Source organism: Caballeronia sp. Lep1P3 (assembly GCF_022879595.1).
Taxonomy (GTDB): Bacteria; Pseudomonadota; Gammaproteobacteria; order Burkholderiales; family Burkholderiaceae; genus Caballeronia.
This window is the reverse complement of sequence record NZ_CP084266.1, coordinates 517,161-541,782: the sequence shown is the minus strand read 5'-3', so window position 1 is coordinate 541,782 and position 24,622 is coordinate 517,161. Positions and strand designations below refer to the sequence as shown.

Below are 24,622 nucleotides of genomic sequence, written 5' to 3'. Positions count from 1 at the left end.
ACATGAAAACGATCGAAGTGGACGTTGCGGTGATCGGCGCGGGCACGGCGGGCATGGCCGCCTTCCGCGCGGCACGCGAGGCCGGTGCGAACGCCGTGCTGATCGAAGGCGGCGAATTCGGCACGACGTGCGCGCGCGTCGGCTGCATGCCGTCGAAGCTGCTGCTCGCGGCGGCGAACGGCCTGCACGACGGCCGCGCACTCGCGCCGCGCGGCATCGAAGGCACGCATGCGCTCGCAGCGGATTCGGCCCGCGTGCTCGATTACGTGCGCCGTGAGCGCGACTATTTCGTGAGCGGCATCATCAAGGAAACCGAAGCATTTCCGCAAGACGCGATTCTGCGCGGACAAGCGCGCTTCGAGGCGCCGGGGCAACTCGTCGTCGGGAACGAGACGCGCGTCGCGGCAAAGCGCGTCGTCATCGCGACGGGCGCGGCGCCGCATATTCCCGACGAACTCAAGGTATTCGGCGACAGGCTCATCACGAGCGACGATCTCTTCGAGCTTCGCGCGCTGCCGAAGCGCATCGCGGTGTTCGGCACCGGGCCGCTCGCGCTCGAATTGGGTCAGGCGCTGTCGCGGCTGTCGGTCGAGGTCTCCATGTTCGGCAAGGGCGGAAGCGTCGCGGCGCTCAAGGACACGCCCGTGCGCGAGGCGCTCGCCGCCTCGCTCGCCGACGAGTTCCATCTTGATCCCGATGCCAGAATGGAACACCTTTCCCTTGAGGACGGCAAGCCCACGCTGCGCTTCGTTTCGCGCGATGGCGAACCGCGCACCGAACAGTTCGACCTCGTGCTGGCCGCGACCGGCCGCGCGCCGAATCTCAAGCCGCTCGCGCTGGAGAACGCGGGCATCGAACTGAACGACAAGGGTGTGCCGCTCTTCGACGAATCGACTATGCAGTGCGGCGACAGCGCGATTTTCATTGCGGGCGATTGCGACGGCACGCGTCCGTGGCTTCACGACGCCGCCGACGAAGGCAAGCTCGCCGGCGACAGCGCCGCGCGCTTCCCCAACGTGCAGCCGGTCAAACGCAAGGTTCCTTTCTCGATTGTGTTTTGCGAGCCGCAAGTGGCGATCGTCGGCGCATCGTATGACGCGCTCGACAGGCAGATGACCGTCACCGGAGAAGTGTCGTTCGAAACGCAGGGACGCAGCCGCGTGATGCGCGAGAACCGCGGCCTGCTTCATGTGTATGCCGATGCAAAGACCGGCAAGCTGCGCGGCGCGGAAGGCTGCGGTCCGGCGATGGAACATCTCGGCCATCTGCTCGCGTGGGCGCTGCAACTCGACCTGACGCTCGACGACATGCTCGAGCTGCCGTTCTATCACCCGGTCGTCGAAGAAGGCTTGCGCACGGCGCTGAAGGATGCCAACAGCAAATGCTACGCGGAGCGCGCCGCCACGCCGCCCGCCTTGCCAAGCGCCGCCGGCTGTTGAAGGCTGAAGGCGCTCATCTAACGACAAAGGCCGGCTCACGAAGCCGGCCTTTGCGTTTTGAACCTTCTGTTGCGATCAGCTTCCGCTCAGGCCATATTGCAGCGCAAGGTCGAAACCGAGCACGACCATCGAGCAGAAAATGCCGAGCAGCAGATTCGCCAGCCGATGGCCGACATCCTTATGCCGCGTCAGCACGGCGCCCGCGAGAAACGCGATTTCCACGATGACCTGCATGGCGAACACGGCGATCATCAACGCGAACTCATACCCCATCGAGTTGAAGTTCATGAAGTTGAAGCCGTTCACCGCGACCCAAGATCCTACTCGCCAGGCTTCGTATGCCAAAAGAAGCAACGGGAAGAAATAGCTGGCTACATAAGTCGGCACCGTGGCGTGCCGCAATTCCATATTGAAATGACGTGTAACTTGCATCGCGTGCTCCTCGTCTGATCGCCCGAAAGACCGGGCTAGTCGCCTGCATCGGAGGCGCGCGCGACACCGTTTTAACTGAACTAGTTTCAACGGCACACGCGCGTCGTGCTTTCAGAATAGGACATTTTTTTGGAAAGCGAATCATCGTAATCCCGATGACTCCGCCGCATAAGCGAATGCGCGATGCATTGTGCAGTGCAGCTTAATAAAGCTGTTATTTTCCGCGCTCCGAATCGCACGAATGTGCGTGCGGAGCGCAGCGCTTCATTCCTTGCCGTACAGCTTGATAATGCCTGAAAAATCCAGTCCACCTAGACCTTGCTGGCTCATCGATTGATACAACTGCTGCGCGAGCGCGCCCATGAAAACCGGCTGTTTTGCACCACGCGCAGCATCGACGGCGAGGCCGAGGTCCTTGAGCATGAGGTCCGCGCCGAATCCGCCGCTATATCCGCGCGACGCCGGCGCGGTTTCCACGATGCCCGGATACGGATTGCAGGTTTCCGAACTCCAGCAGCGCCCCGTCGACGTGTTGAGAATCCTCGCGAGCTTCGTCGGATCGATGCCGAGCGTTTCGCCGAGCTTCATCGCTTCCGCCACGCCGATCATCGACACGGCGAGCAGCAGGTTATTGCAGATCTTCGCGATCTGTCCGGTGCCCGTTTCGCCGCATCGCACCATATTCTTGCCCATGCCCGAGAGTACCGGGCGCAGCGTTTCGAACAACGCTTCGTCGGCGCCGACCATGAACGTGAGCGTGCCGGCCTGCGCGCCAACGACGCCGCCCGACACGGGCGCATCCGCGAACGGATTGCCATGCTTCGCGGCCGCCTCGCCGATGAGCTTCGCGGTGGCCGGGTCGATCGTGCTGCTATCGACGAGCGGCACGCCCGCGCGCACGCCGGCAAGCACGCCGTCGTCGTTCAGATAGACCGCTTTGACGTGCTGCGCGGCGGGCAGCATCGTGATGACGACATCGGCGCCCTGGGCTGCCGCGCGCGGCGAAGCGGCGAGCGTCGCGCCCGCGGCTTTCGCGGCATCGAGCGCGGGCGCCGAAAGGTCGAACGCCGTGACCGCGTGGCCGGCTTTGAGCAGATTCGCCGCCATCGGGCCACCCATGTGACCCAGTCCGATGAAACCGATTTGCATGGGCGCTTTCTCCTTTGTGTGCCTAGCGAAGCGCGATGGTCGTGTTGACGCCGTCGTTCACGGTGGCGTCGTCGAACCAGCGCGAGGTGACGGTCTTCGTCTGCGTGTAGAACTGCACGACCTGCTTGCCATACGGCCCGAGGTCGCCGAGCTTCGAGCCGCGCGAGCCGGTGAAGCTGAACGACGGCACCGGCACTGGAATCGGAATGTTGATGCCCACCTGACCGATATCGATCTCGCTCTGGAACTTGCGCGCCGCCGCGCCGCTTTGCGTGAAGAGCCCGACGCCGTTGCCCATCGGATTGCGGTTCACGAGCGCGATGGCTTCGTCGAGCGTCGCCGCTTCCAGCACGCACAGAACCGGCCCGAAAATCTCCGTCTTGTAGATGGTCATGTCGGTGGTGACGTCCGAGAAAATCGTCGGGCCGATGAAGTTGCCGTTCTCGTAACCGCTCACGGCGATGTCCCGCCCGTCGAGCGCGAGCGTCGCGCCCTCGTCCACGCCCTGTCCGATCAGCCCGAGAATGCGCTCCTTCGCCGCGCGCGAGACGACCGGTCCCAGGTCCGCGCCCGGCTCCGTCCCGGCGCTCACCTTCAGCCCGCGCGCCCGCTCGACCAGATCGGGCAGCCATTCCCGCGCTGCGCCCACAAGCACCACGGCGGAAGTCGCCATGCAGCGCTGTCCCGCCGCGCCGAAGCCCGCGCCCGCGAGCGCGTTGAGCGTCTGCTCCTTGTTCGCGTCGGGCAGCACGACGGCATGATTCTTCGCGCCCATCATCGATTGCACGCGCTTGCCGTGCTGACTGCCAAGCGTATAGACGTGCGTGCCGACGGCGGTCGAGCCGACGAACGAAATCGCCTTGATGTCGGCATGCGTGCAGAGGGCATCGACCACGTCCTTGCCGCCGTGCACGACGTTGAGCACGCCGCGCGGCACGCCCGCTTCGACCGCCAGTTCGACGAGTTCCATCGTCGAAAGCGGGTCCTGCTCGGACGGCTTCAGCACGAACGTGTTGCCGCAGACGATCGCCATCGGGAACATCCAGAGCGGGATCATCGCGGGGAAGTTGAACGGCGTGATGCCCGCGCAGACGCCGATCGGCTGGCGCAGCGTGTAGGTATCGACGCCGCCCGCGACGTTCTCCGCGAACTCACCCTGTTGCAGCGTGCCGATGGAGCACGCGTGCTCCACGACTTCGAGGCCGCGGAAGATGTCGCCCTCGGCATCCGCAAGCGTTTTGCCTTGTTCGGCCGTCAGCGTCTGCGCGATGCGCTTCATGTTCTGCCGGATCAGGTCCTGATAGCGCAGCATGAGCCGCATGCGCGTGCCGAGCGGTGTCGTGCGCCACGTCACGAACGCTCTTTGCGCGGCGGCGACGGCGGCGTTCACTTCGTCCATTGTCGCGAACGGCACGCGGCCGACGACTTCCTGCGTCGCCGGATTGACGATGTCGCGCCATTCGCCGCTCGTCGAATCGACGAATTCGCCGTCGATCAGCAGTTTGGCCGTGCGCACGGACGCGTCCGCGCGAGCGTCCCGCGCCGGATGTTCATGAGCGATGTTCACGGATGACTCCTCGTTGGTCGATGCGGAATAAAAGGAGCGAAGACGCGCGAACAGCGTCGGCTGGAACCGGCATGTCGTCTCCGTTTGATAGTTATCGCCGGCGCTGAGGCAGGCTTGTGTCTCTGAGTATAGTTATGCAAAAGTCCATCGCGGCACTAGAAAAACACCCGATCGATATGCAAAAAGACACGCACAAACGCACCCCGTTCGACGCGGCAAAGCTCAACTGGGACGACCTGCGCTATTTCCTCGAAGTGGCGCGCACGCAGCGCGCGAGTGGCGCGGCGAAGCGTCTCGGCGTCGATTACACGACCGTCGCGCGGCGCGTGCGCGCGCTCGAAGACGCGCTCGGCACGCTGCTCTTCGACAAGTCGCGCAGCGGCGGCTTCGTCCTGACCGCCGAGGGCCAGCGCCTGCTCGCTTTCGTCGATGCAATGGAAACGACGGTGCAATCCGCGACCGAGCAGATCGCGAACACGGGACACGCGCTGTCGGGACACGTCCGCGTCGGCTCGACCGAAGGCTTCGGCTGCTTCTTTCTCGCGCCGCAACTCGCGCGATTTCAGGACGCGCATCCGAACATCTCCATCGATTTGCTGCCGGTGCCGCACTTCGTGAGCCTGTCCAAGCGCGAGGCGGACATCGCGGTGACGCTCGAGCGGCCCGAACACGGCCAGTACGTCTACACGAAGCTCTGCGATTACCGCCTGAAGCTCTACGCGACGCCCGGCTATCTCGACGCGCACGCTCCGATCCGCACGAAGGACGATCTGCGCGGCCAGCGCTTTGCGAGCTATATCGACGATCTCGCGTTCAGTCACGAACTGCTGTATCTGGAACGCGCGGTGCCGGGCGCGGTGTCGCACTGGCGCAGCACGAGCGCGATCGCGCAGTATCACGCGGCGCTGCAAGGCCGCGCGCTCGCGATTCTGCCGTGCTTCATGGCGTCGCCCGACGCGCGGCTCGTGCCGGTGCTGCCCGATGAAATCGTGGTCACGCGCGCGTTCTACCTTTCCTGCCGCGAAGACCTGCGGCGCCTGAAGCGCATCACCGTCGTCTGGGACCATCTGCGCGCGGCGGCGGAATGCAACCACGCGTTTCTGATGGGCGACGCCGCCGACATGCGCTGGGTCGATGTCCGCGCTCCCGACGGCCAACGCTGATGCCCGAGCGCCGGCGTTTCGACGGGTTACGACGCTTTTTGACGTTGTTAGCGCGCACAGGTGTTTAAATTGCCGTTTCGGGCGATGCGGCTCGACATGGCGCGAGCCGTCCGCATCGGACAAGTACTAATTTGATTGGCTATCCCGACGAATCGCCGGCGCGCCGCGCATCGTGCGGCATAATCGCCGGCCCGTTTGATCGCGTCGCCGCTCGGCACGCTTCTATCTCCGTGGATCGATTGCGTTTTCTCCTGAACCTGCCCCGTCCGGCCGCCCGCGACGGCTCACCGCTCGCTGCTCGCTGATGTCGTTCGTCATCTGGTCAAGGCGGTCGATGTCGAGCCAGCGCATCCGCTTCGTCGAGGCGCGCACGGCGCGCACCATCGCCGTCATCGCACTGATCGCGCTCCTGATCGCGGCGCTCGCGCTCGGCATGGCCATCGGAACGACGTTCGGGCGCAGCGATCTCGGGGAAGAACAGGCGCTCGCGTCCCGCCGTTCATATGAGATCGACCAGCTCGGGCGCATCGACGCCGATCTCGCCGCGCTTACGCCCCGCGTCGCGGCGCTGTCGGCGCAGGTCGGCGAACTGCGCGACTTCGACAACCGGCTGAAGGGCGTTTCGGGCGCGACCAGCGCGCAAGGCGTCCACGATGTCCCGCCGCTGCCGGACGGCGAGGAATCGGCCACCTCGCTCGATGGCGCAGGCGGCCCCGAACTGCCGCCGCGCCTGTGCGATACCGCACGCACGCATCAAGGCGCACCGACGCAGCGCCTCAAGAGCGTTTCCAGGTCGATCGAATGCCTGAGCGATACGGTCTCGCAACTGCAGACGCAGACGATCGCGCATTACACCGCTTATATGTCGTTTCCCGGCCGCGATCCCGCGCCCGGTTCGCGCTTCGGCTCGCCTTACGGCAACCGCGTCGATCCTTTCACCGGCCACGTGAGCTTCCATCCGGGACTGGATCTCGTCGCGCCGACCGGCACGCCGATTCTCGCGAGCGCGGGCGGCCGCGTCGTTCAGGCGGGCGAGCGCAACGGCTACGGCAACGCCGTGGACATCCGTCATGCGAACGGCACGGTCACGCGCTACGGACACGCCTCGCGCCTCCTCGTGACCGAAGGCCAGTACGTGATGCCGGGCGACGAGATCGCGGAAGTCGGCTCGACGGGCCGCTCCACCGGGCCGCATCTGCACTTCGAGGTGATTACCGGCGGCGCGCAGGTCAATCCCAAGCCCTATCTCATGCTCTTCAGGCAGAAGCCCAATGCGCAAAGCTGATTCGAAACGGATCTCGCTGCGGCTCACCCAGCACACGTATTCGCTGACGCCCAAGCGCAGCGCCGCGTACCTTCCGGGCGTGATCGCCGCCATCTGCGCGATCGGCGCGCTGGTCGCAGCCGGCTTCGCGCTCAAGAACTCGCACGATCAGGCGCGCAAGCTCGACGTGCTGTGCGCGCCGCCCATCTCCGAGCAGCAGCTGCGCGAAGAACTGGCGCATGCGCAATTCGCGCTGCAGCAGGAGGCGGCGACGCGCACCGCGCTCGAACAGCGCGCGGTCCAAAGCGCCGCGCAGATGCAGCGTTTGCAGACCGACCTCGCATTTCTCAAGAAACAACGCTGAACTTCCTTTCTTTTTCCGACAGACGGATCGCGCCATCGCGCGTGACCGCTGCACGTAACCTTTCATCGCATCGCAAGGATTCGCCATGTTTTCATCGAAGAAAGACTCGCAAGGCGTCAAGCCGGCCAAGCTCTCCACCCTCATCTCGCAAAGCGTCCACATTTCGGGCGATCTCGAATTCAGCGAAGGACTGCGCATGGACGGCCAGGTGACGGGCAACGTCACGGGACGCCCCGGCGACGAATCGCTGCTCGTCGTGAGCGACCAGGGCGCGATCCACGGCAACGTGAGCGCGTACGACGTCATCATCAACGGGCGCGTGATCGGCGACGTGATGGTCGCGCACTTCGTCGAACTGCAAGCCAACGCGCATGTGGTCGGCAATATCTATTATCAGAAGCTGCGCATGGATGTCGGCGCGACCGTCGAGGGCAAGCTGACCAAGCTCGAATCGATGCAGTCGAACGTCGTCGGCCTGCCCGCGCCCGAGCCGGTCCCGCAACTCGACTACACGGCGAACTGACGGCGCGGGTGCGTGCGAAGAGCCGACCGCAGCGGCAGGCAATCCGCTAAGATTTCGACGATGAGAAGCCACGCATTCGCGCCTGCAAGCATCGAAGTGAAAGTGAAAGGCGCGTGGTCCACGACATCGACATAACAAGGGCGCCCCATGCTGGTCAATTGCGCGGCTTACCAGAACGGCCGAAAGCTCGCGGACGTGGAAATCGACGATATCAACGCCTATCGCGATCTGCCCGACTCTTTCATTTGGGTTGCACTGAAGGAACCCGGCCCCGGCGAACTCGCGCACATGGCGCATCAGTTCGGCCTGCATGAGCTTGCCATCGAAGACGCGCAGCATGGTCATCAGCGGCCGAAGATCGAGGAATACGGCGATTCGCTTTTCGCGGTCTTTCACACGGTCGAATTCGACGAAGAAGGCGAACTGCTGGTCGGCGAGATGAACGTGTTCGTCGGCCGCAACTACGTGATCTCCGTTCGCAACCGCACGACGCAAGGGTTTCAGGAAGTGCGCAAGCGCTGCGAGCGCGAACCGCAGTTGCTCAAGCACGGTCCGGCCTTCGTGATGTACGCGCTCGTCGATGCCGTCGTCGATCGTTATTTTCCCGTGCTCGAAACGCTCGGCGCGGACCTCGATGAAGTCGAAGAGCGCATCTTCGAGCACAACGGCTCGGCGGCGTCGCGGGAGATCATCGAGGATCTGTATTCGCTCAAGCGCCGCATGACGCTTTTGCAGCATCACACCGCCCCGCTGCTCGAGGCGGTGAGCAAGCTCTACGGCGGCCGGCCGCCCGGCGTCTGCGCGGGCATGCAGGAATATTTCCGCGACGTCTACGATCATCTGCTGCGCATCGTGAAGACGATCGAAGGACGGCGGGAAATGATCGTCACCGCCATCCAGGTGAATCTCGGTCTCATCGCGCTTGCGGAAAGCGAAGTGACCAAGCGCCTCGGGTCGTTCGCCGCGCTCTTCGCCGTGCCGACGATGATCGCCGGCATCTACGGCATGAATTTCCACCGCATCCCGGAACTGGACTGGGTGTATGGGTATCCCGCGTGCATCGGCGTGATGCTGATCGTCGATCTCATGCTCTTCTGGCGCTTCAAGAAGGCTGGTTGGTTATAATGGCGGCTTCGGTGCAAAACTTCGCATCGATGCACGCACCGTCCATCGGAGACGCGCGCAGGAACTTTTGCGCGGTTTCCTCTGTCTAATCCGGTATATGTTGCGAAGTGCAGCCTGCGTTCGGGGCCAATTGCTTGTATTCTGGTCATCTGAGCGCACTTGCAAGTCACGGCACATCCATCACCGCATCAACCCGCACGTCGGTCGTGTCGTCCTCGCCCCGGATTTCGTCCGGAGCGCCGCATACACCGATGTCGCCGTCCCGGTCACGCCGGCCAGGGTTCGCCGCTGAAATGCGAGTCCAGTCGTTCCGGCCTATGCCGTCAAGCTCGCACGAGCCTGAAGAGAGACGTGGCGCGCTCACCCATCGAGCGCGCCGGACCACGCTTTGTATCGCTTCTGACGCATCGCGGCGACGACGCCTTCGGGGTTCGGCGCCCAGGCATTCATTGGCGAGCGCTTGCGTGCATGAGGCGACGCGGCACCCCTATTACCTAAACAGGAGCTTAAATGGCGAAAGAAGAACTGATCGAACTCGACGGCATCGTTGACGAAGTGCTTCCCGACAGCCGCTATCGCGTGACGCTGGACAACGGTGTGGTCGTGGGCGCTTACGCCTCGGGCCGCATGCGCAAGAACCACATCCGCATTCTGGCCGGCGATCGCGTGACGCTGGAATTGTCGGTCTATGACCTGACCAAAGGCCGCATCAACTTCCGTCACAAGGACGAACGCGCGAGCGGCGGCGCGGCGCGTGCGCCGATGCGCCGGCGCTAAAGCCTCGCCGTTCAAGCGCGTTTGGCCGGCGGCGTCCGGCCTTCCCGCTCATGCACGCGCCGACAAGAGCGCGTTGATTCCCACCGCAAATCCATCCTCGTCGTTCGTCGACGACACCAGGCTCGCGCGGCGCTGCACGCCCTCCGACGCCTGTCCCATCGCGATCGAAACGCCGGCGATGTCGAACATCGCGATATCGTTGGTCATGTCGCCGAGCACGGCCACGCGCTCGAGCGGCACGTTCCTGCGCCGCGCCAGTTCGCGCACCGCGTCGCCCTTGTTCGCGAGCAGGTGCGTGATGTCGAGGTAGTAGCTCTGCGAGCGCGCCGCGTTCGCGCGCCCTTCGAGCTGCGTCTGCAACTGCTGTTCGACGCGTTCGAGCAGCGGCGCATCGGCGGTCGAACCGACGATCTTGTCGACCGCATCCAGATCCACGTCGTCGAAACGCTGCACGAGCACGCCGTCGTACCCGACCGTGCGACGCTCGCGCGGCACGTAGGCGCCATCCGGATTCGTCAGATACCACACGTCGCCGACGAACACCCACGCATCCACGCCCGCCGCCGCGAGCGCTTCCAGCGAAGTCTGCACGGCATCGCGCGGCAGCTTGTGCGCGGCGAGCACTTCCCATGTGCGCGGCGCGACGAGATTGCCGCCGTTGTACGACGCATAGGGCATGTCCACCGCGAGCGTCTCGACGATGTAACGCATGCCCGCGCTTGGCCGGCTGCTCGCGACCGTGAACGCGACACCCGCTTCGTGCAGGCGGCGCACGGCGTCCTTCGCGGGCTCGCTGATCGACTTGTCCGTATGCAGCAGCGTGCCGTCGCAATCGGAGACGACGAGCTCCACGTTCGCGAGCGCATCGAAGGCGGCGGCGCCGTCGCCGTTCAGGCTGTGCAAACCAAACTGGCCATTGGCATTCATGAGAGCGCTCCTTCGCGCTGATTGAAGTGAGGCAGTTGACGAGTCTCGCGCACCGAGCGCGGATGCCACAGCTTCGCGCCGCCCTCGATTCCTGCTTCATTCGAGACGACCGCCACGTTCGGCGGCAAGTCGAACTTGAGATGCGCGGCATTGCCCCCGCCGATCCACAGCTTGTCGTAGTTCATGAGCGTGTCGAGTATGCCGATGATTTTCTGCACGCGCCGGTTCCAGCGCTTCGCACCCGCCTTCTCGCGCGCCGCATTGCCAATGTATTCGTCATACGTGCGGCCCTTGTTCGATACCGGATGGTGCGCCAGCTCCAGATGCGGCATCAGTTCGCCGTCGCGGAAAAGCGCCGTGCCCGCGCCGGTGCCGAGCGTCAGCACGAGTTCGATGCCGCTTCCCTCGATCGCCGCGAGTCCCTGCATTTCCGCATCGTTGATCATGCGCGCGGGCATCCCGCCGAGACGCGCCGAGATCATGTCCGCGAGCGGCACGCCGCGCCAGTATTCGTTGCCGAGGTTGGGCGCGGTCAGCACGACGTTCTGGCGCACGACGCCCGGAAAGCCGATGGAGATGTGCGTCGGCGGCGTTTCGACGATCGGCTGCACGAGCGCGATCAGCGCCTCGACGAGCGCGTCGGGCATCGCGGGCTTGGGCGTCGGCACGCGCACGCGGTCGCTTTTCATCTCGCCGTCTTCCGACAGCATCGCGGCCTTGAGGCCCGTGCCGCCGATGTCGATGGCGAGAATGCGCTCGGCCTTCGCCGCGCCTTTGTCGATTGTCACGTGCGTTTTGCGCTTCGTTCTTGCTTCCGTGCTCACGTTTGTTTTCCTTATGTTCGAAGAAATTCAGGGCTTGTTCTTCGCATCGGTCAGCGGACGCCACGCGCGTCCGTCCTCGGCCAGCAGGCGGTCCGCTTCCTCGGGGCCGGCGCTGCCCGCCGCATAGCCATGCACCGGCAATTCGGCTTCCGGATGCAGCACGCGATCCACCGCCGCCCATGCCGTTTCGATGCTGTCCGCGCGCTGGAAGAGCGTCGGGTCGCCGAGCATGCAGTCGTAAAGCAGCGTCTCGTAGCCGACGTTCGCGCGCTCCGCGAAGAAGTCGCCGTAGTCGAACGTGGAACGCACCGCGCCGACCTGCATCACCGGGCCTGGCACCTTCACGTTGAAGTCGAAGGTCGTGCCATGCGCAGGATCGATGCGCAGCGTGTAGACGTTGGGCGTGAGCGCATCCACGGGCGTATCGCGAAAAAGCCGGAACGGGACCGCCTTCAGTTGGACCGAGATTTCGGTGCGCCGCTCGGTCAGGCGCTTGCCGGTACGCAGATAGAACGGCACGCCCGCCCAGCGCCAGTTCTCCACGTACACGCGCGCCGCCGCATAGGTTTCGATGCGGCTGTCCTTCGCGACGCCCGGCTCGTCGCGGTAGCCCGGGCCCGCCGGACCGGTTTCATACTGGCCGAACACCACGTCGTTCGGGCCGAGCGGCTGGATCGCGTCGAAGACTTCGGCTTTCTTGTCGCGCACGCTTTCGGCGTCGAACGAATTGGGCGGCTCCATCGCGACCATGCCGAGCAACTGGAAGAGATGGTTCGGCAGCATGTCGCGAAACGCGCCGGTCTGCTCGTAGAAACTGCCGCGCCCTTCCACGCCGATGGTCTCGGCCGCCGTGATCTGCACGCTATCGATGAATTCGCGCCGCCAGACGGGTTCGAACATCGCGTTCGCGAAGCGCACCGCGAGAATGCTCTGCACCGTGTCCTTGCCGAGAAAATGGTCGATGCGATACACCTGCGATTCGTCCGCATACGCAAGGATGCTGCGGTTCAGCGCCTGCGCCGATGCGAGGTCGTTTCCGAACGGCTTTTCGATGACGAGCCGCCTGAAGCCGCCATTCTCTTCCTTCAGCAGCCCCGCGCGCCCGAGATGCTCGGCGATCGGCGCGAAAAAGCGCGCGCTCACGGCGAGATAGAACACGACGTTGCGGCTCTTCAGCTCGGCGAGACGCTTTCCGAGCCTCGCGAAGGTTTCGTCTTCGGCGAACTCGCCCGCGAAATACTCGAGCTTCTGCGCGATGCGGTTCCACGCGTCCTCGTTCAGCTTCGACGTGTGGAACGTGCTGGCCTTGTCCGCGGCGAACTTGCGCAGCGACGCGGTCAGTTCATCGCGCCATTCGGATGTCTCGCGCTCGCCGTGGTTCACGCCGATGATCGGCATGTCGTCGTCGAGCAGGCCGTCGGCGGACAGGTTGTAGAGCGCGGGCATCAGGAGCCGTCGCGTCAGGTCGCCGCCCGCGCCGAAAATCACAAGCGTGCAGGGCGGCGCGGGGCGCTTGCCCGCCGGCGGCGCGGCTGTGTCCTTCGAGTTCTTTGCATCGTTTGCATCCTTTGCATCGTTCGGCATGACGTCGCTGTCCTTTTGCGTTGAACTGAAGCTGGAAAGACTTCGGGCGATGCGGCACAGTTCCATCGCGCGCGTTCCTCGCAGGCGCTTCGTAACCATGAGCCGTTCGTGCCGTAAACTAGCTGCAACTTCGCTGCACTGGCCGACCCGAACATGACCGCACACGACACTTCCCTCGATCTTCCCGCGTACTTCGCGCGCATCGGCTTCGACGGCGGCGCACATCCGCCGCCCACGCTCGACACGCTTCGCGCGCTGCATCTGCTGCATCCTCAGGCGATACCCTTCGAAAATCTCGACGTGCTGCTCGGCCGTCCGGTGCGGCTCGATCTCGCCTCCATCGAGCGCAAGCTCGTCCACAACCGGCGCGGCGGGTATTGCTACGAGCACAATCTGCTTTTTCGCAGCGTACTCGAAGCGCTGGGTTTTCGCGTGAAAAGCTACGCGGGGCGCGTGCTGTGGGGCCGCGACGCGTCCGCGACGCCGCCGCGAACGCACATGCTGCTCGTCGTGGAGACGGACGAAGGCGCGTTCGTCGCGGATGTCGGCTTCGGCGGCATGACCCTTTCCGCGCCGCTCGCGCTCGAAGCCGGACTGGAGCAGATCACGCCGCACGGCGCGTTCCGGCTCGAAAGCATCGGCGACGACGCCCGCGTGCCGCACTTCCGGCTCGACGCGCTCATCGGCGGCACTTGGACGGCCGTGTACCGCTTCGACTTCGATCCGCAATACGACGTCGACTACGAGATGTCGAACCATTTCGTCGCCACTTATCCGCAGTCGATCTTCATCCACAACCTGCTCGCCGCGCGTCTCGCGCCCGGGCGCCGCTACGGGCTTTTCAACCAGCGTTTTTCCGTGCACGACGACCGCGAAGGCACCGCGCAGCGCGAACTCGCGGATGTCGGGCAGATGCGGCGCGTGCTGAGCGACGAGATCGGCATTCGCCTGCCCGATACGGACGGCTCGGTCACTTCCGCCGAACTCGACGCCGTACTCGCGCGACTCACGCAGCCGAACCTCGCGTGACTCGCGTGACTCGCGCGGCGAACGCGGGCGCGCACGTTGCTGGCTTCCAAGCGAGAGCGGCCGTCGGCGAGCGCGCGGAACTGTAAGCGCGCTGTGCTCTAATGACGCGCTGCGCCGGACAACACGATCATCGGGAACATTATGAAGAAACTCGCCGCGGCCTTAGCGCTGCCTTTGCTCATCGCCGCCTGCGGGCGCTTTCATAACGAAGACGCGGGTCAGCCGGAAGTCGATACCGCATCGACGCAAAACCGCGTCGCAAGCATCGTGCAATGCATCACCGACGAAGCGAAGAAACACGACGCCACGTACAAGGCAACGTCGATTCCCCAGGGCACGATGCTCGAATTCGGCGATTCGAACGTCGTCAAGGTCCGCTACGACAACGGCGAAACCACGTACCGCTTCTATCCCGGCCAGCGCCACGTTTCGAACATGTGGATCGAAGGCGCGGGCAAGAAGTGCGCGCCGTGACGCGGCGAATCTGACGCCATGCGCTCGACCAAGGCCATCGGCGCCGTCGAACGGCTCAAGACGCGCAGCGGCAATCCGCACTACGCCGCCGTCAGCATGCCGGGCGGCTTCTTCTATCTGATCGAGCGCTCGCCCGACGGCTCGACGAAGCTCTGCGATCCCTTGCCGATGGACGACTTCGTCGCGTTCGTGAACGCCCGCGAGCCGGCAAAGCCGCGCAAGGCGAGCAAGCTCGACGAGGCGCTCGAAGCGCAGATCGGGCGCAGCGGCAGACGCGCCGCGAAGCCTCCGACGGACGACGCCGAGTAAGTGCATCCCTCGCCGCGCCTTTCCCGCGTGGCGCGCCGCAGCATCGAAAGACGCTCGCGCGCACAGACAATGTGCGTTGACAGACTGAGCCTGACGCTCCCCGTTGCGTACATTTTGGTCAACGGTCTTACCGTTGGCTGGCAAAAACGTCCGCCCGCGGTCAATCATCGAAGAAAACAGAAAACGAGCAAGGGCCACCTGTGACGTTTCATCAGAAAACGCGCGGGTGAACGGGGTGCCCGGGCGCGGCGAGCCGGATCGGACGTTGCTGCGCGCGGCTGAGAGGAAGACCACAGATGAAGAAGAAGAAAGGCGAGACCAAGGGCAGTCTCATGCCCTCGGCATTGGCTGACGTCGAACTTCAGCATATCGAACGCGCGCTCGCACAGCTTCGTGCGATGAAAAACCAGTCGTCGGGCACGCTCAACGTCGAGTACTGGCGCGAGCGGCTCGCGGCCGTGGTCAGCGGCTACGCACTCGTGCCCGCGCAGAAGCAGCGCATCGAAGCGCTGCGCATCGCGCTCGATGCCGTTCAGGATCATCCACGAGACGGCGGCAGCCGCAAAAGGACGACCAACAGGCTTTGGGCGAAAGCGGCCTGACCGCCAGACCGCTTTCGCCATGCGCGCGATGCGCGCGATCTCTCACCGCCCGCACGCATCGCCGTTGCGGGCAACGAAAAGCAGGACGCCAGTCGCAGCCGCATTTTCGGGCGGATAACGAGACGCGGGGCTGCCAGGCATCGTTCATGCTCGATGTGCTTCTCCCGGAACCGACTGGAGAAGCCATGTCCGCATCACAACGACGAATCGCCGCCGCGCTGCTCGCCGGTCTCGCGGCCGCTTTCAGCACGTGCGCGAGCGCGCAGATCACGAAACCCGAAGGCTCGGATCAACAGGAGAACCGCACGTCGGACTCGACGGCGCGGGCCAATCCATCGGGTGTCACGATGGTCGAATCGCAAAAGCCGCAATCCAAGGACGCCGCGGGCAAGGCGCGCGGCCCGACCGTCGGCAAGGAGCATAAGACCGACGGCGCCGGCGGCTTCAACAACGGGCTGTACGGCACGGGCGCCGGCAACAACAAGTAGCCGGCGCGGGCTATAACGCGAAGGCGCGAGGCCCGGCATCAGTCCGCGCTTTGCGCCGCCCCCGACCCGTTGATTTCCGGCGCGATGGCCGCGTGATTGACGATCGCGACGAGCGACACGCCGCCGAGGATATTGCCGATGAGCGTCGGCACGAGGAACACGGCGAAATAGTCGGATACGCTCGCCGCGCCGGACATCACGCCGTAAGCCGCTTCCACCGATCCCGCGATGACGTGCGAGAGCTTGCTCACCGCGACGGTGTAAGTGACGAGCAGGATCGTGAGCAGCCGCGCCGAGCGCGCGCTCGGCAAGAGCCAGACCATCAGCGCAATCAGCCATCCGGCGAAGAGCGCCCGCGCGACCGTCACCCCGAACGTCCCTGAATACGGCACCTTCGCCACCTTCCCGAGCGCTTCGGTCACTTCGGGCGAGAACACGCCGGGAATTTGCAGCAGCGCGGCGAAGATCGTCGTGCCGATCAGATTGAAGATGAGCACGATCACCCAGAGCCGCAAGGTCTTTCCGACCGTCTCCATGTCGCGCCGCGTGAGCACGGGCAGCACCGCCGTCAACGTGCTTTCGGTGAAGAGCTGCTGGCGTCCGAGGATCACGAAGACGAAGCCAATCGTATAGCCGAGACTCGCGACGAGATGGCTCCAGTCGGTCTCGGGCAGCGCGCTTTCGAGAATCGCCTGGACGAGGAAAGAAAAGCCCATCGAAAGGCCGGCGGCGAGCCCGGACCACATCAGCGCGGCGAAGGTGCGCTCCATGGCCGCCTCGCCCTCTTCGCGCACGATCTCGTGAATGACGAGCGCGTGCGGCGTCGAGTGCGCGGCGGCCTGTTCCTGCTGTGCGTCGTCGAGGTGAGGCGAGTCTGCGCCCGCCGATTTGTTGTCGCCGGACGCCCCGTTTTGCGGTTCTGCCATGATCGTTCTCCTGAAGGCCGCTCGATGCCGGAATCGCTGAGCGGCGGGCGCAGGTTCACAGCACGAACGATGCCCGCATCAGGCAAACGAAAGCTAGCGCGCCGTGCGGGCGCGGCTCGCGCCGGGCGTGACGGGCGCCGCGTCGCAGGCATCGCAAGCGTCGTAGTTGCGCCACTTATAGACGAGCGCGGACACGAGCCAGCATACGGCGAAGACGCCGACGATCGCGAAGCCGAGCGCGCCGAAGTGCTCGGACAGCATGCCCGCGAAGTCCCAGACGCCGCCCTTTAGCCGCAGGCGATCGGCGAGCAGTCCAAGCGCCTCCACGCCGCCGACGAAAAGCGCGATCAGCACCGAAACGAGCGTCACGGTCAGGTTGTAGTAGAGCTTGCGGATTGGCTTCATGAACGCCCATCCGTAGGCGCCGACCATGAGCAGGCTGTCGGCGGTATCGATCAGCGACATGCCCGCCGCGAACAGAACGGGAAACACGAGGACCGACCAGACCGGCATGCCGCGCGCGGCTTCCGACGCCGCGATGCCCATCAAGCCGATCTCCGTCGCGGTATCGAAACCGAGTCCGAAGAGAAAGCCGAGCGGAAACATGTGCCAGCTTTTGCCGATGAGCGCGAAGAGCGGCCGCGCGACGCGCGCGAGCGGCCCGCCCGCGACGACGAGCATGTCGGCATCGCCTTCGTGCAACGCTTCGCCGCGCCGCACGCGCGCGAACGCGCGCCACACGCCGCGCAGCACGAAGAGATTCATCGCGCCGATGGCGAACAGAAAGAGCGCGGAAACCGACGTGCCGATCAATCCGCCGATGTCGCGAAACGCGCGGAAACGGCTCTCCACGGCAAGCGCGGTCGCCGCGATCGACGCCGTCGCGAGCATCACGACGGTCGAATGTCCGAGCGAAAAAAAGACGCCGGCCGCGAGCGGGCGCTTGCCCTGCTGCATCAGCTTGCGCGTGACGTTGTCGATGGCGGCGATATGGTCGGCATCGACGGCATGGCGCAAGCCGAGCGAATACGCGAGCAGCGACGTGCCGATGAGCAGGGGAAAGTGACGAAACGCGATCAACGCCCACAACCAGGCGAGCACGTTGAACGCGATGAGTCCGGCAAACAGACGCGCGGACGCGGGAGACAGCTTTCGGGGCACTTCGGTGACTGACGCGGTGACGGCTTCGGAAGGTCGGGTCATGGGCGCGCCTGAAGGCAAGGGACGAATGGCTCGAGTTGCGGATGGCCGCAAAGCGCCAAAGGATACCGCGCTTCGTGGCGTCGCCAATATTCGCGCCTGCGTAGGCTCGCATGGACACCGCGCCCTGCCACGACTCTCATTTCGGATATCTAATGTTTCGTTCCAGACCAGAATCGGATTCCGCTATAGAACGCCCGTACAAAACGACCGCAGCCGTGAATGCTTTGCGCTGTGCTAGAAAAAGATAGGCGGATTCGTTGTTTGGGCGCGGCAAGGCGCACGGCTACCATGTCCCCTCGCCTATTCCGAATCCGCCATGCCACGCTATCTCGACGACGCCCAGCGCGATGCCATCCGAAATCTGCGCGCGTCGTGGCGCTGGCGCACCGAATGGCCGACATGGATCGTGATCGTCGCGGTGCACGGCGGCTGGTTCGGCGTCGCGCTCAACGCGCGTGCCATCGGGCTGCCGCTCGCGCTCGCTTTGCTCGCCGTCTTGTCCTGCTGGTATATGTCCCTTCAGCATGAACTGCTGCATGGCCATCCGACGCGCTGGCCGCGCGTCAACATGCTCTTCGGAATCGCGCCGCTTGCCGTGTGGTTCCCGTATGCGGTGTATCGCGAGTCGCACTTGCGTCATCACGATGACGCGCACCTCACCGTGCCCGGCCGCGATCCCGAAAGCTACTACGTGACGCCCGAACAGTGGGCGAACGCGGGCGTCGTGCTGCGGGCAGCCATCGCCGCGCGCAATACCTTTGTCGGCCGGATGCTCGTCGGTCCGTGGTTCTCGATCGCGGCATCGTGGCGGGAAGCCGTGCAAGCGTTGATAAAGGGCGAATGGCGCATCGTCGCGAGCTGGATCGCGCACATCGCGTCGCTCGCCGCGCTCGCGTGGTGGCTCGACGCGCGGTGCGGCATTCCGTGGCGCGCGTTCATCTTCGGCGTCGGCTATGCGGCGCTCGCGCTCGCTTCGGTGCGCTCGTTCCACGAACACCGCGCGATGGACGACGAACGCGAGCGCACGGTCATCAACGAGGCGGCGTGGCCGTGGCGCCTGCTCTTTCTCAACAACAACTATCACGCGGTGCATCACGACCTGGCCGGCGTGCCGTGGTTCGCGCTCGGCGACATTTACCGGCAATGGCGCGATGCGTATCGGGCGGGCAACGGCAATTTCGTCGTGCGCGGATACGGCGAATGGCTGCGCCGGCATGCAATCGCGCGCGTGACATCGCCGGTGCATCCGTTCTCGCAGCCCGATTTCGAACGCGCGCCTTCCGGCGTCACGCATTCGAAGGAATCGGAGCGGCTCGTTCGGATCGTCCACTAGAAGCCCGGTACGATGCATGCATCTTCCTTCCGGACGCCCTCGATGCACTGGACCGCCGCCCTGCCGATGTACGACGTCACGCCCGCGCTCGCCGCCGACTGGCGCGCCTTGCTCGACGGCGTGCGCGCGCGCATCGCGGATCGCCTGAATGAGCGCGGCGATACGCTGGATATCGTCGATGCCGGCGCGGATCTCACCGCGTTCTGGCTGCGCGACGACCTGCTGCTTTCGCAGACGTGCGGTTATCCGCTGGTGAACGCGCTCGATGGCCGCGTGCAGTTGATCGCGACGCCTCTCTTCGACGTACCCGGTTGCGAGAACGGCGGCTATCGCAGCGTGCTCGTCGCTGGGGCGCATGTGAATGCGGCATCGCTCGAAGCGTGCCGGGGACTGCGCGCCGTCTACAACAGCGACGACTCCAACAGCGGCATGAACCTGTTTCGCCACGCCGTCGCCCCGCATGCGCGCGGCGGCCGGTTCTTCGGTTCGGTGACGAAAAGCGGCGGGCATCTCGCGTCGCTGCGGGCCATCGCCATCGAGCGCAGCGCAGACATCGCCGCAATCGACTGCGTGACGCTCGCGTTCGTGCAGGCGCATCGGCCCGAACTCGCGGCGGGCGTGCGTGAAATCGGCGTGACGGCGAGCGCGCCGGCGCTACCGTTCATCTCGTCCAAGCACACGCCTGCAGCGCTCACCGATGCGCTCGCCGTCGCGCTGTCCGATGTGATACGGACCGACGAACCGCTCGCCGCCCGGCTGAAGCTGAAGGGCTTCGTCCGGCTCGCGCAAGCCGGCTACGCGCCGATTGCGCGATATGAGCGCGAAGCCGTCGATCGGGGGTATGCGGTGTTGGCGTAGGGCGCGGACGGACGCATCGTGGCTGTGTCTGCTGCGGTCATTCATCACTTCGGATTCCGAATCCTGTGACATTCGATGTGAACGACGCAGAAACGCGCATCACCGTGACGACGCGCGACGCCCCCGCCCGCTTCGGCAAACTTCGCCGACTTTCGGCACAATCGAATCTTTCCGTGCGCAGGCGCGCCGACGCCGCCACGTCATCCGAAAGCCAAGAATCCGTAATGATCCCCTTCTCGCTGCTCGACCTTTCGCCCATTCCGCTCGGCTCGACCGCCGCCGATGCCTTCGCCCACTCGCTCGATCTCGCGCAGCACGCCGAACGCTGGGGCTATCTGCGCTACTGGCTCGCGGAACATCACAACATGACGGGCATCGCCAGTGCGGCGACCTCGGTGGTGATCGGGCATATCGCGGGCGGCACCAAGACGATTCGCGTCGGCTCGGGCGGCATCATGCTGCCGAATCACGCGCCGCTCGTGATCGCGGAGCAGTTCGGCACGCTCGCGTCGCTGTTTCCGGGCCGCATCGACCTCGGCCTCGGCCGCGCGCCCGGCACCGATCAGACCACCGCCCGCGCGCTGCGCCGCGACCTGCAAGGCAGCGCGGATTCGTTCCCGGACGACGTCGTCGAATTGCAGCGCTATTTCGCCGATCCCGTCGAAGGCCAGCGCGTGCGCGCGGTGCCCGGCGCGGGGCTTCAGGTGCCGATCTGGCTGCTCGGCTCGTCGCTCTTCTCGGCGCAGCTCGCCGCGGCGCTCGGCTTGCCGTTCGCGTTCGCGTCCCATTTCGCGCCCGACTATCTGCTGACGGCGCTGCATGTGTACCGCTCGCAGTTTCGCCCGTCCGCGACGCTCGACAAGCCCTACGCGATGGTGGGCGTCAACGTCTTCGCCGCCGACACCGCCGACGAAGCGCGCTTTCTCTTCACATCGCTGCAACAGCAATTCATCAATCTTCGACGCGGGACGCCCGGACAACTGCCGCCGCCCGTCGAATCGATCGCCTGGACGCCGGCCGAGCGCGCGGGCGTCGAGCATTCGCTGTCGTGCTCGGTCGTCGGCGACCGCGCGGACGTCGAAGCGGGGCTGCGGTCGGTCATCGACCAGACGCGCGCGGACGAACTCATCGTGACCGCGCAGGTTTTCGACCACGCGGCGCGCCTGCGCTCGTTCGAAATCACCGCCCAGGTGCGCGACGCGATCGGCGCGAGCGCGTAGGCTGCGGGGCGCGCGGCGGAATTTCGCCCGCTGGACGCGCGCGCTTCCCACAGGCAATAATGAGACACCGGAGCGGCGGCGCGAGGACGCCGCGCTTCGCGTCCGTTTCATCCGCCATGCATCGCATTCTTGAGCGCGCGCGAGCTTTCGGGCGCGCGGGCCGCCGATGCGGCGGAACAACAACAAAATACGTCGCAAGACCGGAGGAAGGATGTCGATGCCGAGAAGCGCTGCCACCGGAGCCATGACGCTCCTGACCGAATACGACGACGCCACCGGACAGGAAGTGCGCTCGCTCAAGCTGGAACCCGCCGCCGACGGCAAAGCCGTTTTGCTGATCGAGATCGACGAGCGCAAACCCGGCATTCACCGTGAAGTCCGTTACGAAATCACGCCAGCGGAGTTGATTGCCGCGATTCGCGCGCACGGTGCGGAATTGCCGGGAGAACAACATAGCCGTTAAAACTTTTTAATAGCCGCTGCAAAGCATACAATGGAGTTCAAGCGAGCTTTTAGCCGTCGCACCCTGTTTGGCGGCGCGGCTCGCCCATCTGCGGATCGTGGCTCTCGGCGTGACTTCCCGCGCGCACTCTTGTCGTGCGTCCGTCGCGATGATGCCCAAACCGGTGAATCTTCCCCGACAGTTCAAATCCGGCTATTCGATCAACGAGTCTGGCGGATTTAACCAGTTTCAAGGTGAATTCACTAATTGACGGGCGGCAATTGCTGCGCCACCCTTTGCGATAAACACATATTCAAGTCTTCGAACCGCCCCGGTCCGCGCGGGGCATCGGTTCGTCTTCTGCAAATCAAAAAGCTGAATCAGGAAAGCCGTGGACGAAAGAAAGCGAGACAGCATCATTGCGTATTTGCGCAGCCGCATGGCCGAATTCGGCATTACCGAAAGCGCGCTGGCCGAGGCATTGGCTGAAGCGCCGCCGGTGGCTTCCCCGCCGCCCGCATTCACCAAAACCAGCGCAGCGAACGGCGCGCAAAAACCCAGGCGGCCGATGCCGCAACTGCCCTCCATGCCGCAAGGCAATGGTGCCGAACCCATTTTCCGCAACGCGAGCGGCGACACGTGGGACGGCGTCGGCGACATGCCCGAATGGCTCAAGCGCGCCGTGCATGCAGGCCAGGACATCGAGTTTTACCGCGTCTGACGCGGCGCCGGCACCCTTATTCGAATCGGTTCCCATTTATCGACGTCAAGAATTTTTCGGCGATGCATCGCCATCGCGCCGAAAAGCGTTTATTGGTATTTCCCTGTAGCCGGCTCCTGTAAGCAAGCCGCGTATCCGCATTGCGCCGATTTGCGCCTGCGTGAGCCGGCCGTTGCCGATGCGATGGCTGCGCCCGACGCGCCCGCTCCGCTCCACGGGATTCACCGATGAACCGACACGGACGCCTTCACGCCGCGACCACGCCGGACCCTCGCTCGTCCGCGCCCGCGCGCGTGCCGGCGATCCCGCGCGCTCCGCGAAGCGACTGAGCGACGAACGCGATGCCATCCCGCTCCGCCACCCTCCCGAGCGTCGAGCGGCGCATGAGCGCCGGCCGCAGGCTGCTCGACGGCGCGTCGGTCGAAACGGTGGCGGACGAGCTGCATCTGTCGGTGCAGACGGTGCGCCGCTACAAGGCGATCGTTTCGGAAGGCGGAATCGACGCGCTCGCGGCGATGAGCGTCGGCGGACGCGCATCGGTGCTGGACCGCGCGGCGCTCGACTGGATCGCCGACGCGCTCAAAGGCTCGCCGCGCATGCACGGCTTCGAGAGCGACGCGTGGACCAATGCGCGTCTGCGCGAACTCATCGAACGGCGCTACGGCGTGCGCTATTCGCGCGTTTATATCTGGCAGATCGCGACGAATCTCGGCCTCGGGCATGTGCTTTCGAAGTCGCGACGGTGACTCCACGTCGCGTCGATCGTTTGTCATCCTAACTATATCTGCGCGCATAAAAAAAGACGGAGCGACTGCCGCTCCGTCAATCTCTCAGGCTCTCTTTGTTAGAAATTGAAGCGGTCGATGTTGCTTGCGTCGAACGTGGTCGGCGGTCCGAGAATCACTTCTCCGCTCTTGCCTACTGTCCGCTTGCCGAGCTTGCCGGCATCGAACGAATCGCCTTCCTTGCCCGTGATCGTCCCCGAAGCGAGATTGGCCGCCGCGAACGCCGCGAGATAGCCCAACTGACCCGGGTCCCACAACTGGAACGCCTGCACCGTGCCATTTTTCACGAACGCGCGCATTTGGTTCGGCGTGCCGAGACCCGTGACCGCGACCTTGCCCTTGGCAGGCGAACTCGAGATATAACGCGCCGCCGCTGCGATGCCGACCGACGTCGGCGCCACGATGCCCTTCAGGTTCGGATACGCCTGCAACAAACCCTGCGTCTCGACGAACGACTTCTGATCGTCGTCGTTGCCGTAGGCGATCTTCACGAGCTTCATCTTCGAGTACTCGGGCTTCTTCAACTCCTCCTGCATCCACTTGATCCACGTGTTCTGATTGGTCGCGTTGGGCGTGGCGGACAGCACCGCGAACTCGCCTTCGCCGCCGATCAGCTTCGACAAGAGTTGAATCTGTCCGCGCCCGATCGCCTCCGATTCGGCCTGATTGACGAAGATCTGCCGGCCGTCCGGCGCGGTATCGGAATCGAACGTCACGACCTTGATGCCTTGCGACATCGCCTTCTTGAGATACGGCACGACGGCATTAGCGTCATTTGCCGCGATCACGATGGCGTTCTGTCGCTGCGTAATGAGCGTGTTGATATAACTCACCTGCGACGACGCGCCCGCATCCGACGGACCCACGACCTTGCCGTCGCCCTTCATCTCCTTGATCGCGGCCATGCCGCCATCGTCCGCGATGACTTCATACGGATTGTTGATCTGCTTCGGCACGAAGGCGATCTTGAGGCCGCTCTTCACCTCCGCCGCGCTCGCTGTCAGCGCGACGGTCACGGCGAGCAAAGCCGCCGCGAGCATGGGCCCGCGCATGAGTCGATAAGGTTGTTTCATGTCGGAAAGTCTCCTGTCATT

Annotated in this window: 27 protein-coding genes; 18 read left to right on the top strand and 9 right to left on the bottom strand. The window is 64.7% G+C overall.

The features are described 5' to 3' along the window. Positions 1-2: 2 nt before the first annotated feature. Positions 3-1,439 (top strand): dihydrolipoyl dehydrogenase, encoded by a 1,437-nt coding sequence (locus tag LDZ27_RS17000; RefSeq protein WP_244817145.1) that lies wholly within the window; start codon positions 3-5, stop codon positions 1,437-1,439. A gap of 75 nt (positions 1,440-1,514) precedes the next feature. On the opposite strand, the gene LDZ27_RS16995 is transcribed toward LDZ27_RS17000, so the two are convergent. From LDZ27_RS16995 to LDZ27_RS16985, 3 genes are all read right to left on the bottom strand, one after another. Then, on the bottom strand, positions 1,515-1,871 hold the full coding sequence (locus tag LDZ27_RS16995) for a hypothetical protein (RefSeq protein ID WP_244817144.1): 357 nt from the start codon (positions 1,869-1,871) through the stop codon (positions 1,515-1,517). A 264-nt stretch (positions 1,872-2,135) separates the two neighbouring features. Continuing rightward, on the bottom strand, positions 2,136-3,020 hold the full coding sequence (mmsB, locus tag LDZ27_RS16990; RefSeq protein ID WP_244817143.1) for a 3-hydroxyisobutyrate dehydrogenase: 885 nt from the start codon (positions 3,018-3,020) through the stop codon (positions 2,136-2,138). Positions 3,021-3,042: 22 nt separating this feature from the next. Beyond that, positions 3,043-4,587, bottom strand: coding sequence for a CoA-acylating methylmalonate-semialdehyde dehydrogenase (locus LDZ27_RS16985; protein ID WP_244817142.1), 1,545 nt, complete (start codon positions 4,585-4,587; stop codon positions 3,043-3,045). 176 nt (positions 4,588-4,763) lie between these two features. On the opposite strand from LDZ27_RS16985, the gene LDZ27_RS16980 reads away from it, so the two are divergent. The 6 genes from LDZ27_RS16980 to infA all read left to right on the top strand — a co-directional run bounded on the left by LDZ27_RS16980 (position 4,764) and on the right by infA (position 9,803). Continuing rightward, entirely contained in the window at positions 4,764-5,750 is a 987-nt protein-coding gene (locus LDZ27_RS16980) for a LysR family transcriptional regulator (protein ID WP_244817141.1), read from the top strand. Between the two features lie 334 nt (positions 5,751-6,084). Next, complete coding sequence (locus LDZ27_RS16975) at positions 6,085-7,035, top strand: M23 family metallopeptidase (protein ID WP_244817140.1); 951 nt, start codon at positions 6,085-6,087, stop codon at positions 7,033-7,035. Continuing rightward, positions 7,022-7,378: a hypothetical protein gene (locus tag LDZ27_RS16970; protein WP_244817139.1), complete on the top strand. Its 357-nt coding sequence runs from the start codon at positions 7,022-7,024 to the stop codon at positions 7,376-7,378. The genes LDZ27_RS16975 and LDZ27_RS16970 overlap by 14 nt, the downstream gene beginning before the upstream one ends. Positions 7,379-7,463: 85 nt before the next feature. Next, the gene (locus tag LDZ27_RS16965) at positions 7,464-7,901 is read left to right on the top strand and encodes a polymer-forming cytoskeletal protein (protein ID WP_244817138.1); all 438 of its coding nucleotides are present in this window, start codon (positions 7,464-7,466) and stop codon (positions 7,899-7,901) included. A gap of 147 nt (positions 7,902-8,048) precedes the next feature. After that, positions 8,049-9,026 carry a magnesium/cobalt transporter CorA gene (gene corA / locus LDZ27_RS16960; RefSeq protein WP_244817137.1) on the top strand — a complete coding sequence of 326 codons (978 nt, stop codon included), beginning with the start codon at positions 8,049-8,051 and terminating at the stop codon, positions 9,024-9,026. 510 nt (positions 9,027-9,536) lie between these two features. Continuing rightward, positions 9,537-9,803 carry a translation initiation factor IF-1 gene (gene infA / locus LDZ27_RS16955; protein WP_035969364.1) on the top strand — a complete coding sequence of 89 codons (267 nt, stop codon included), beginning with the start codon at positions 9,537-9,539 and terminating at the stop codon, positions 9,801-9,803. Between the two features lie 48 nt (positions 9,804-9,851). On the opposite strand, the gene LDZ27_RS16950 is transcribed toward infA, so the two are convergent. The 3 genes from LDZ27_RS16950 to zwf form a co-directional block, all read right to left on the bottom strand. Beyond that, on the bottom strand, positions 9,852-10,730 hold the full coding sequence (locus LDZ27_RS16950) for an HAD family hydrolase (protein ID WP_244817136.1): 879 nt from the start codon (positions 10,728-10,730) through the stop codon (positions 9,852-9,854). Further along, positions 10,727-11,518 carry an ROK family protein gene (locus LDZ27_RS16945; RefSeq protein ID WP_244817135.1) on the bottom strand — a complete coding sequence of 264 codons (792 nt, stop codon included), beginning with the start codon at positions 11,516-11,518 and terminating at the stop codon, positions 10,727-10,729. Before LDZ27_RS16945 ends, LDZ27_RS16950 begins: the two co-directional genes overlap by 4 nt. A 63-nt stretch (positions 11,519-11,581) precedes the next feature. Beyond that, a complete protein-coding gene (gene zwf / locus LDZ27_RS16940) occupies positions 11,582-13,138 on the bottom strand; it encodes a glucose-6-phosphate dehydrogenase (RefSeq protein ID WP_244817134.1) in 1,557 nt (518 codons plus the stop codon). Between the two features lie 153 nt (positions 13,139-13,291). Between zwf and LDZ27_RS16935 the strand changes: the two genes are divergently transcribed. The 5 genes from LDZ27_RS16935 to LDZ27_RS16915 all read left to right on the top strand — a co-directional run bounded on the left by LDZ27_RS16935 (position 13,292) and on the right by LDZ27_RS16915 (position 16,040). Beyond that, positions 13,292-14,167, top strand: a complete 876-nt coding sequence (locus tag LDZ27_RS16935; RefSeq protein WP_244817133.1) for an arylamine N-acetyltransferase — start codon at positions 13,292-13,294, stop codon at positions 14,165-14,167. Between the two features lie 141 nt (positions 14,168-14,308). Beyond that, positions 14,309-14,641, top strand: a complete 333-nt coding sequence (locus tag LDZ27_RS16930; RefSeq protein ID WP_244817132.1) for a hypothetical protein — start codon at positions 14,309-14,311, stop codon at positions 14,639-14,641. Positions 14,642-14,659: 18 nt separating this feature from the next. Continuing rightward, positions 14,660-14,950: a hypothetical protein gene (locus LDZ27_RS16925; RefSeq protein WP_244817131.1), complete on the top strand. Its 291-nt coding sequence runs from the start codon at positions 14,660-14,662 to the stop codon at positions 14,948-14,950. 296 nt (positions 14,951-15,246) lie between these two features. Continuing rightward, entirely contained in the window at positions 15,247-15,552 is a 306-nt protein-coding gene (locus tag LDZ27_RS16920; RefSeq protein ID WP_244817130.1) for a hypothetical protein, read from the top strand. Positions 15,553-15,737: 185 nt separating this feature from the next. After that, positions 15,738-16,040, top strand: coding sequence for a beta-xylosidase (locus LDZ27_RS16915; protein WP_244817129.1), 303 nt, complete (start codon positions 15,738-15,740; stop codon positions 16,038-16,040). A gap of 38 nt (positions 16,041-16,078) precedes the next feature. Here LDZ27_RS16915 and LDZ27_RS16910 read toward each other — a convergent pair whose 3' ends face one another. Then, positions 16,079-16,966, bottom strand: coding sequence for a formate/nitrite transporter family protein (locus tag LDZ27_RS16910; RefSeq protein ID WP_244817128.1), 888 nt, complete (start codon positions 16,964-16,966; stop codon positions 16,079-16,081). A gap of 93 nt (positions 16,967-17,059) precedes the next feature. Beyond that, complete coding sequence (locus LDZ27_RS16905; RefSeq protein WP_244817127.1) at positions 17,060-18,169, bottom strand: HoxN/HupN/NixA family nickel/cobalt transporter; 1,110 nt, start codon at positions 18,167-18,169, stop codon at positions 17,060-17,062. 316 nt (positions 18,170-18,485) lie between these two features. Between LDZ27_RS16905 and LDZ27_RS16900 the strand changes: the two genes are divergently transcribed. The 6 genes from LDZ27_RS16900 (at position 18,486) to LDZ27_RS16875 (ending at position 23,489) form a co-directional block, all read left to right on the top strand. Then, positions 18,486-19,502: a fatty acid desaturase gene (locus LDZ27_RS16900; RefSeq protein WP_244817126.1), complete on the top strand. Its 1,017-nt coding sequence runs from the start codon at positions 18,486-18,488 to the stop codon at positions 19,500-19,502. A gap of 42 nt (positions 19,503-19,544) precedes the next feature. After that, entirely contained in the window at positions 19,545-20,360 is an 816-nt protein-coding gene (locus LDZ27_RS16895) for a phosphate/phosphite/phosphonate ABC transporter substrate-binding protein (protein WP_244817125.1), read from the top strand. Positions 20,361-20,584: 224 nt separating this feature from the next. Further along, positions 20,585-21,580, top strand: a complete 996-nt coding sequence (locus LDZ27_RS16890; protein ID WP_244817124.1) for a luciferase-like monooxygenase — start codon at positions 20,585-20,587, stop codon at positions 21,578-21,580. A 244-nt stretch (positions 21,581-21,824) separates the two neighbouring features. After that, positions 21,825-22,043, top strand: a complete 219-nt coding sequence (locus LDZ27_RS16885) for a hypothetical protein (RefSeq protein WP_370653438.1) — start codon at positions 21,825-21,827, stop codon at positions 22,041-22,043. A 418-nt stretch (positions 22,044-22,461) separates the two neighbouring features. After that, positions 22,462-22,743, top strand: coding sequence for an H-NS family nucleoid-associated regulatory protein (locus LDZ27_RS16880; RefSeq protein ID WP_244817123.1), 282 nt, complete (start codon positions 22,462-22,464; stop codon positions 22,741-22,743). A gap of 341 nt (positions 22,744-23,084) precedes the next feature. Continuing rightward, positions 23,085-23,489: a helix-turn-helix domain-containing protein gene (locus tag LDZ27_RS16875; protein WP_244817122.1), complete on the top strand. Its 405-nt coding sequence runs from the start codon at positions 23,085-23,087 to the stop codon at positions 23,487-23,489. A gap of 98 nt (positions 23,490-23,587) precedes the next feature. Here the strand turns inward: LDZ27_RS16875 and rhaS are convergent, their stop codons facing one another. Continuing rightward, the gene (gene rhaS, locus LDZ27_RS16870; RefSeq protein ID WP_244817121.1) at positions 23,588-24,601 is read right to left on the bottom strand and encodes a rhamnose ABC transporter substrate-binding protein; all 1,014 of its coding nucleotides are present in this window, start codon (positions 24,599-24,601) and stop codon (positions 23,588-23,590) included. Positions 24,602-24,622: the final 21 nt, after the last annotated feature.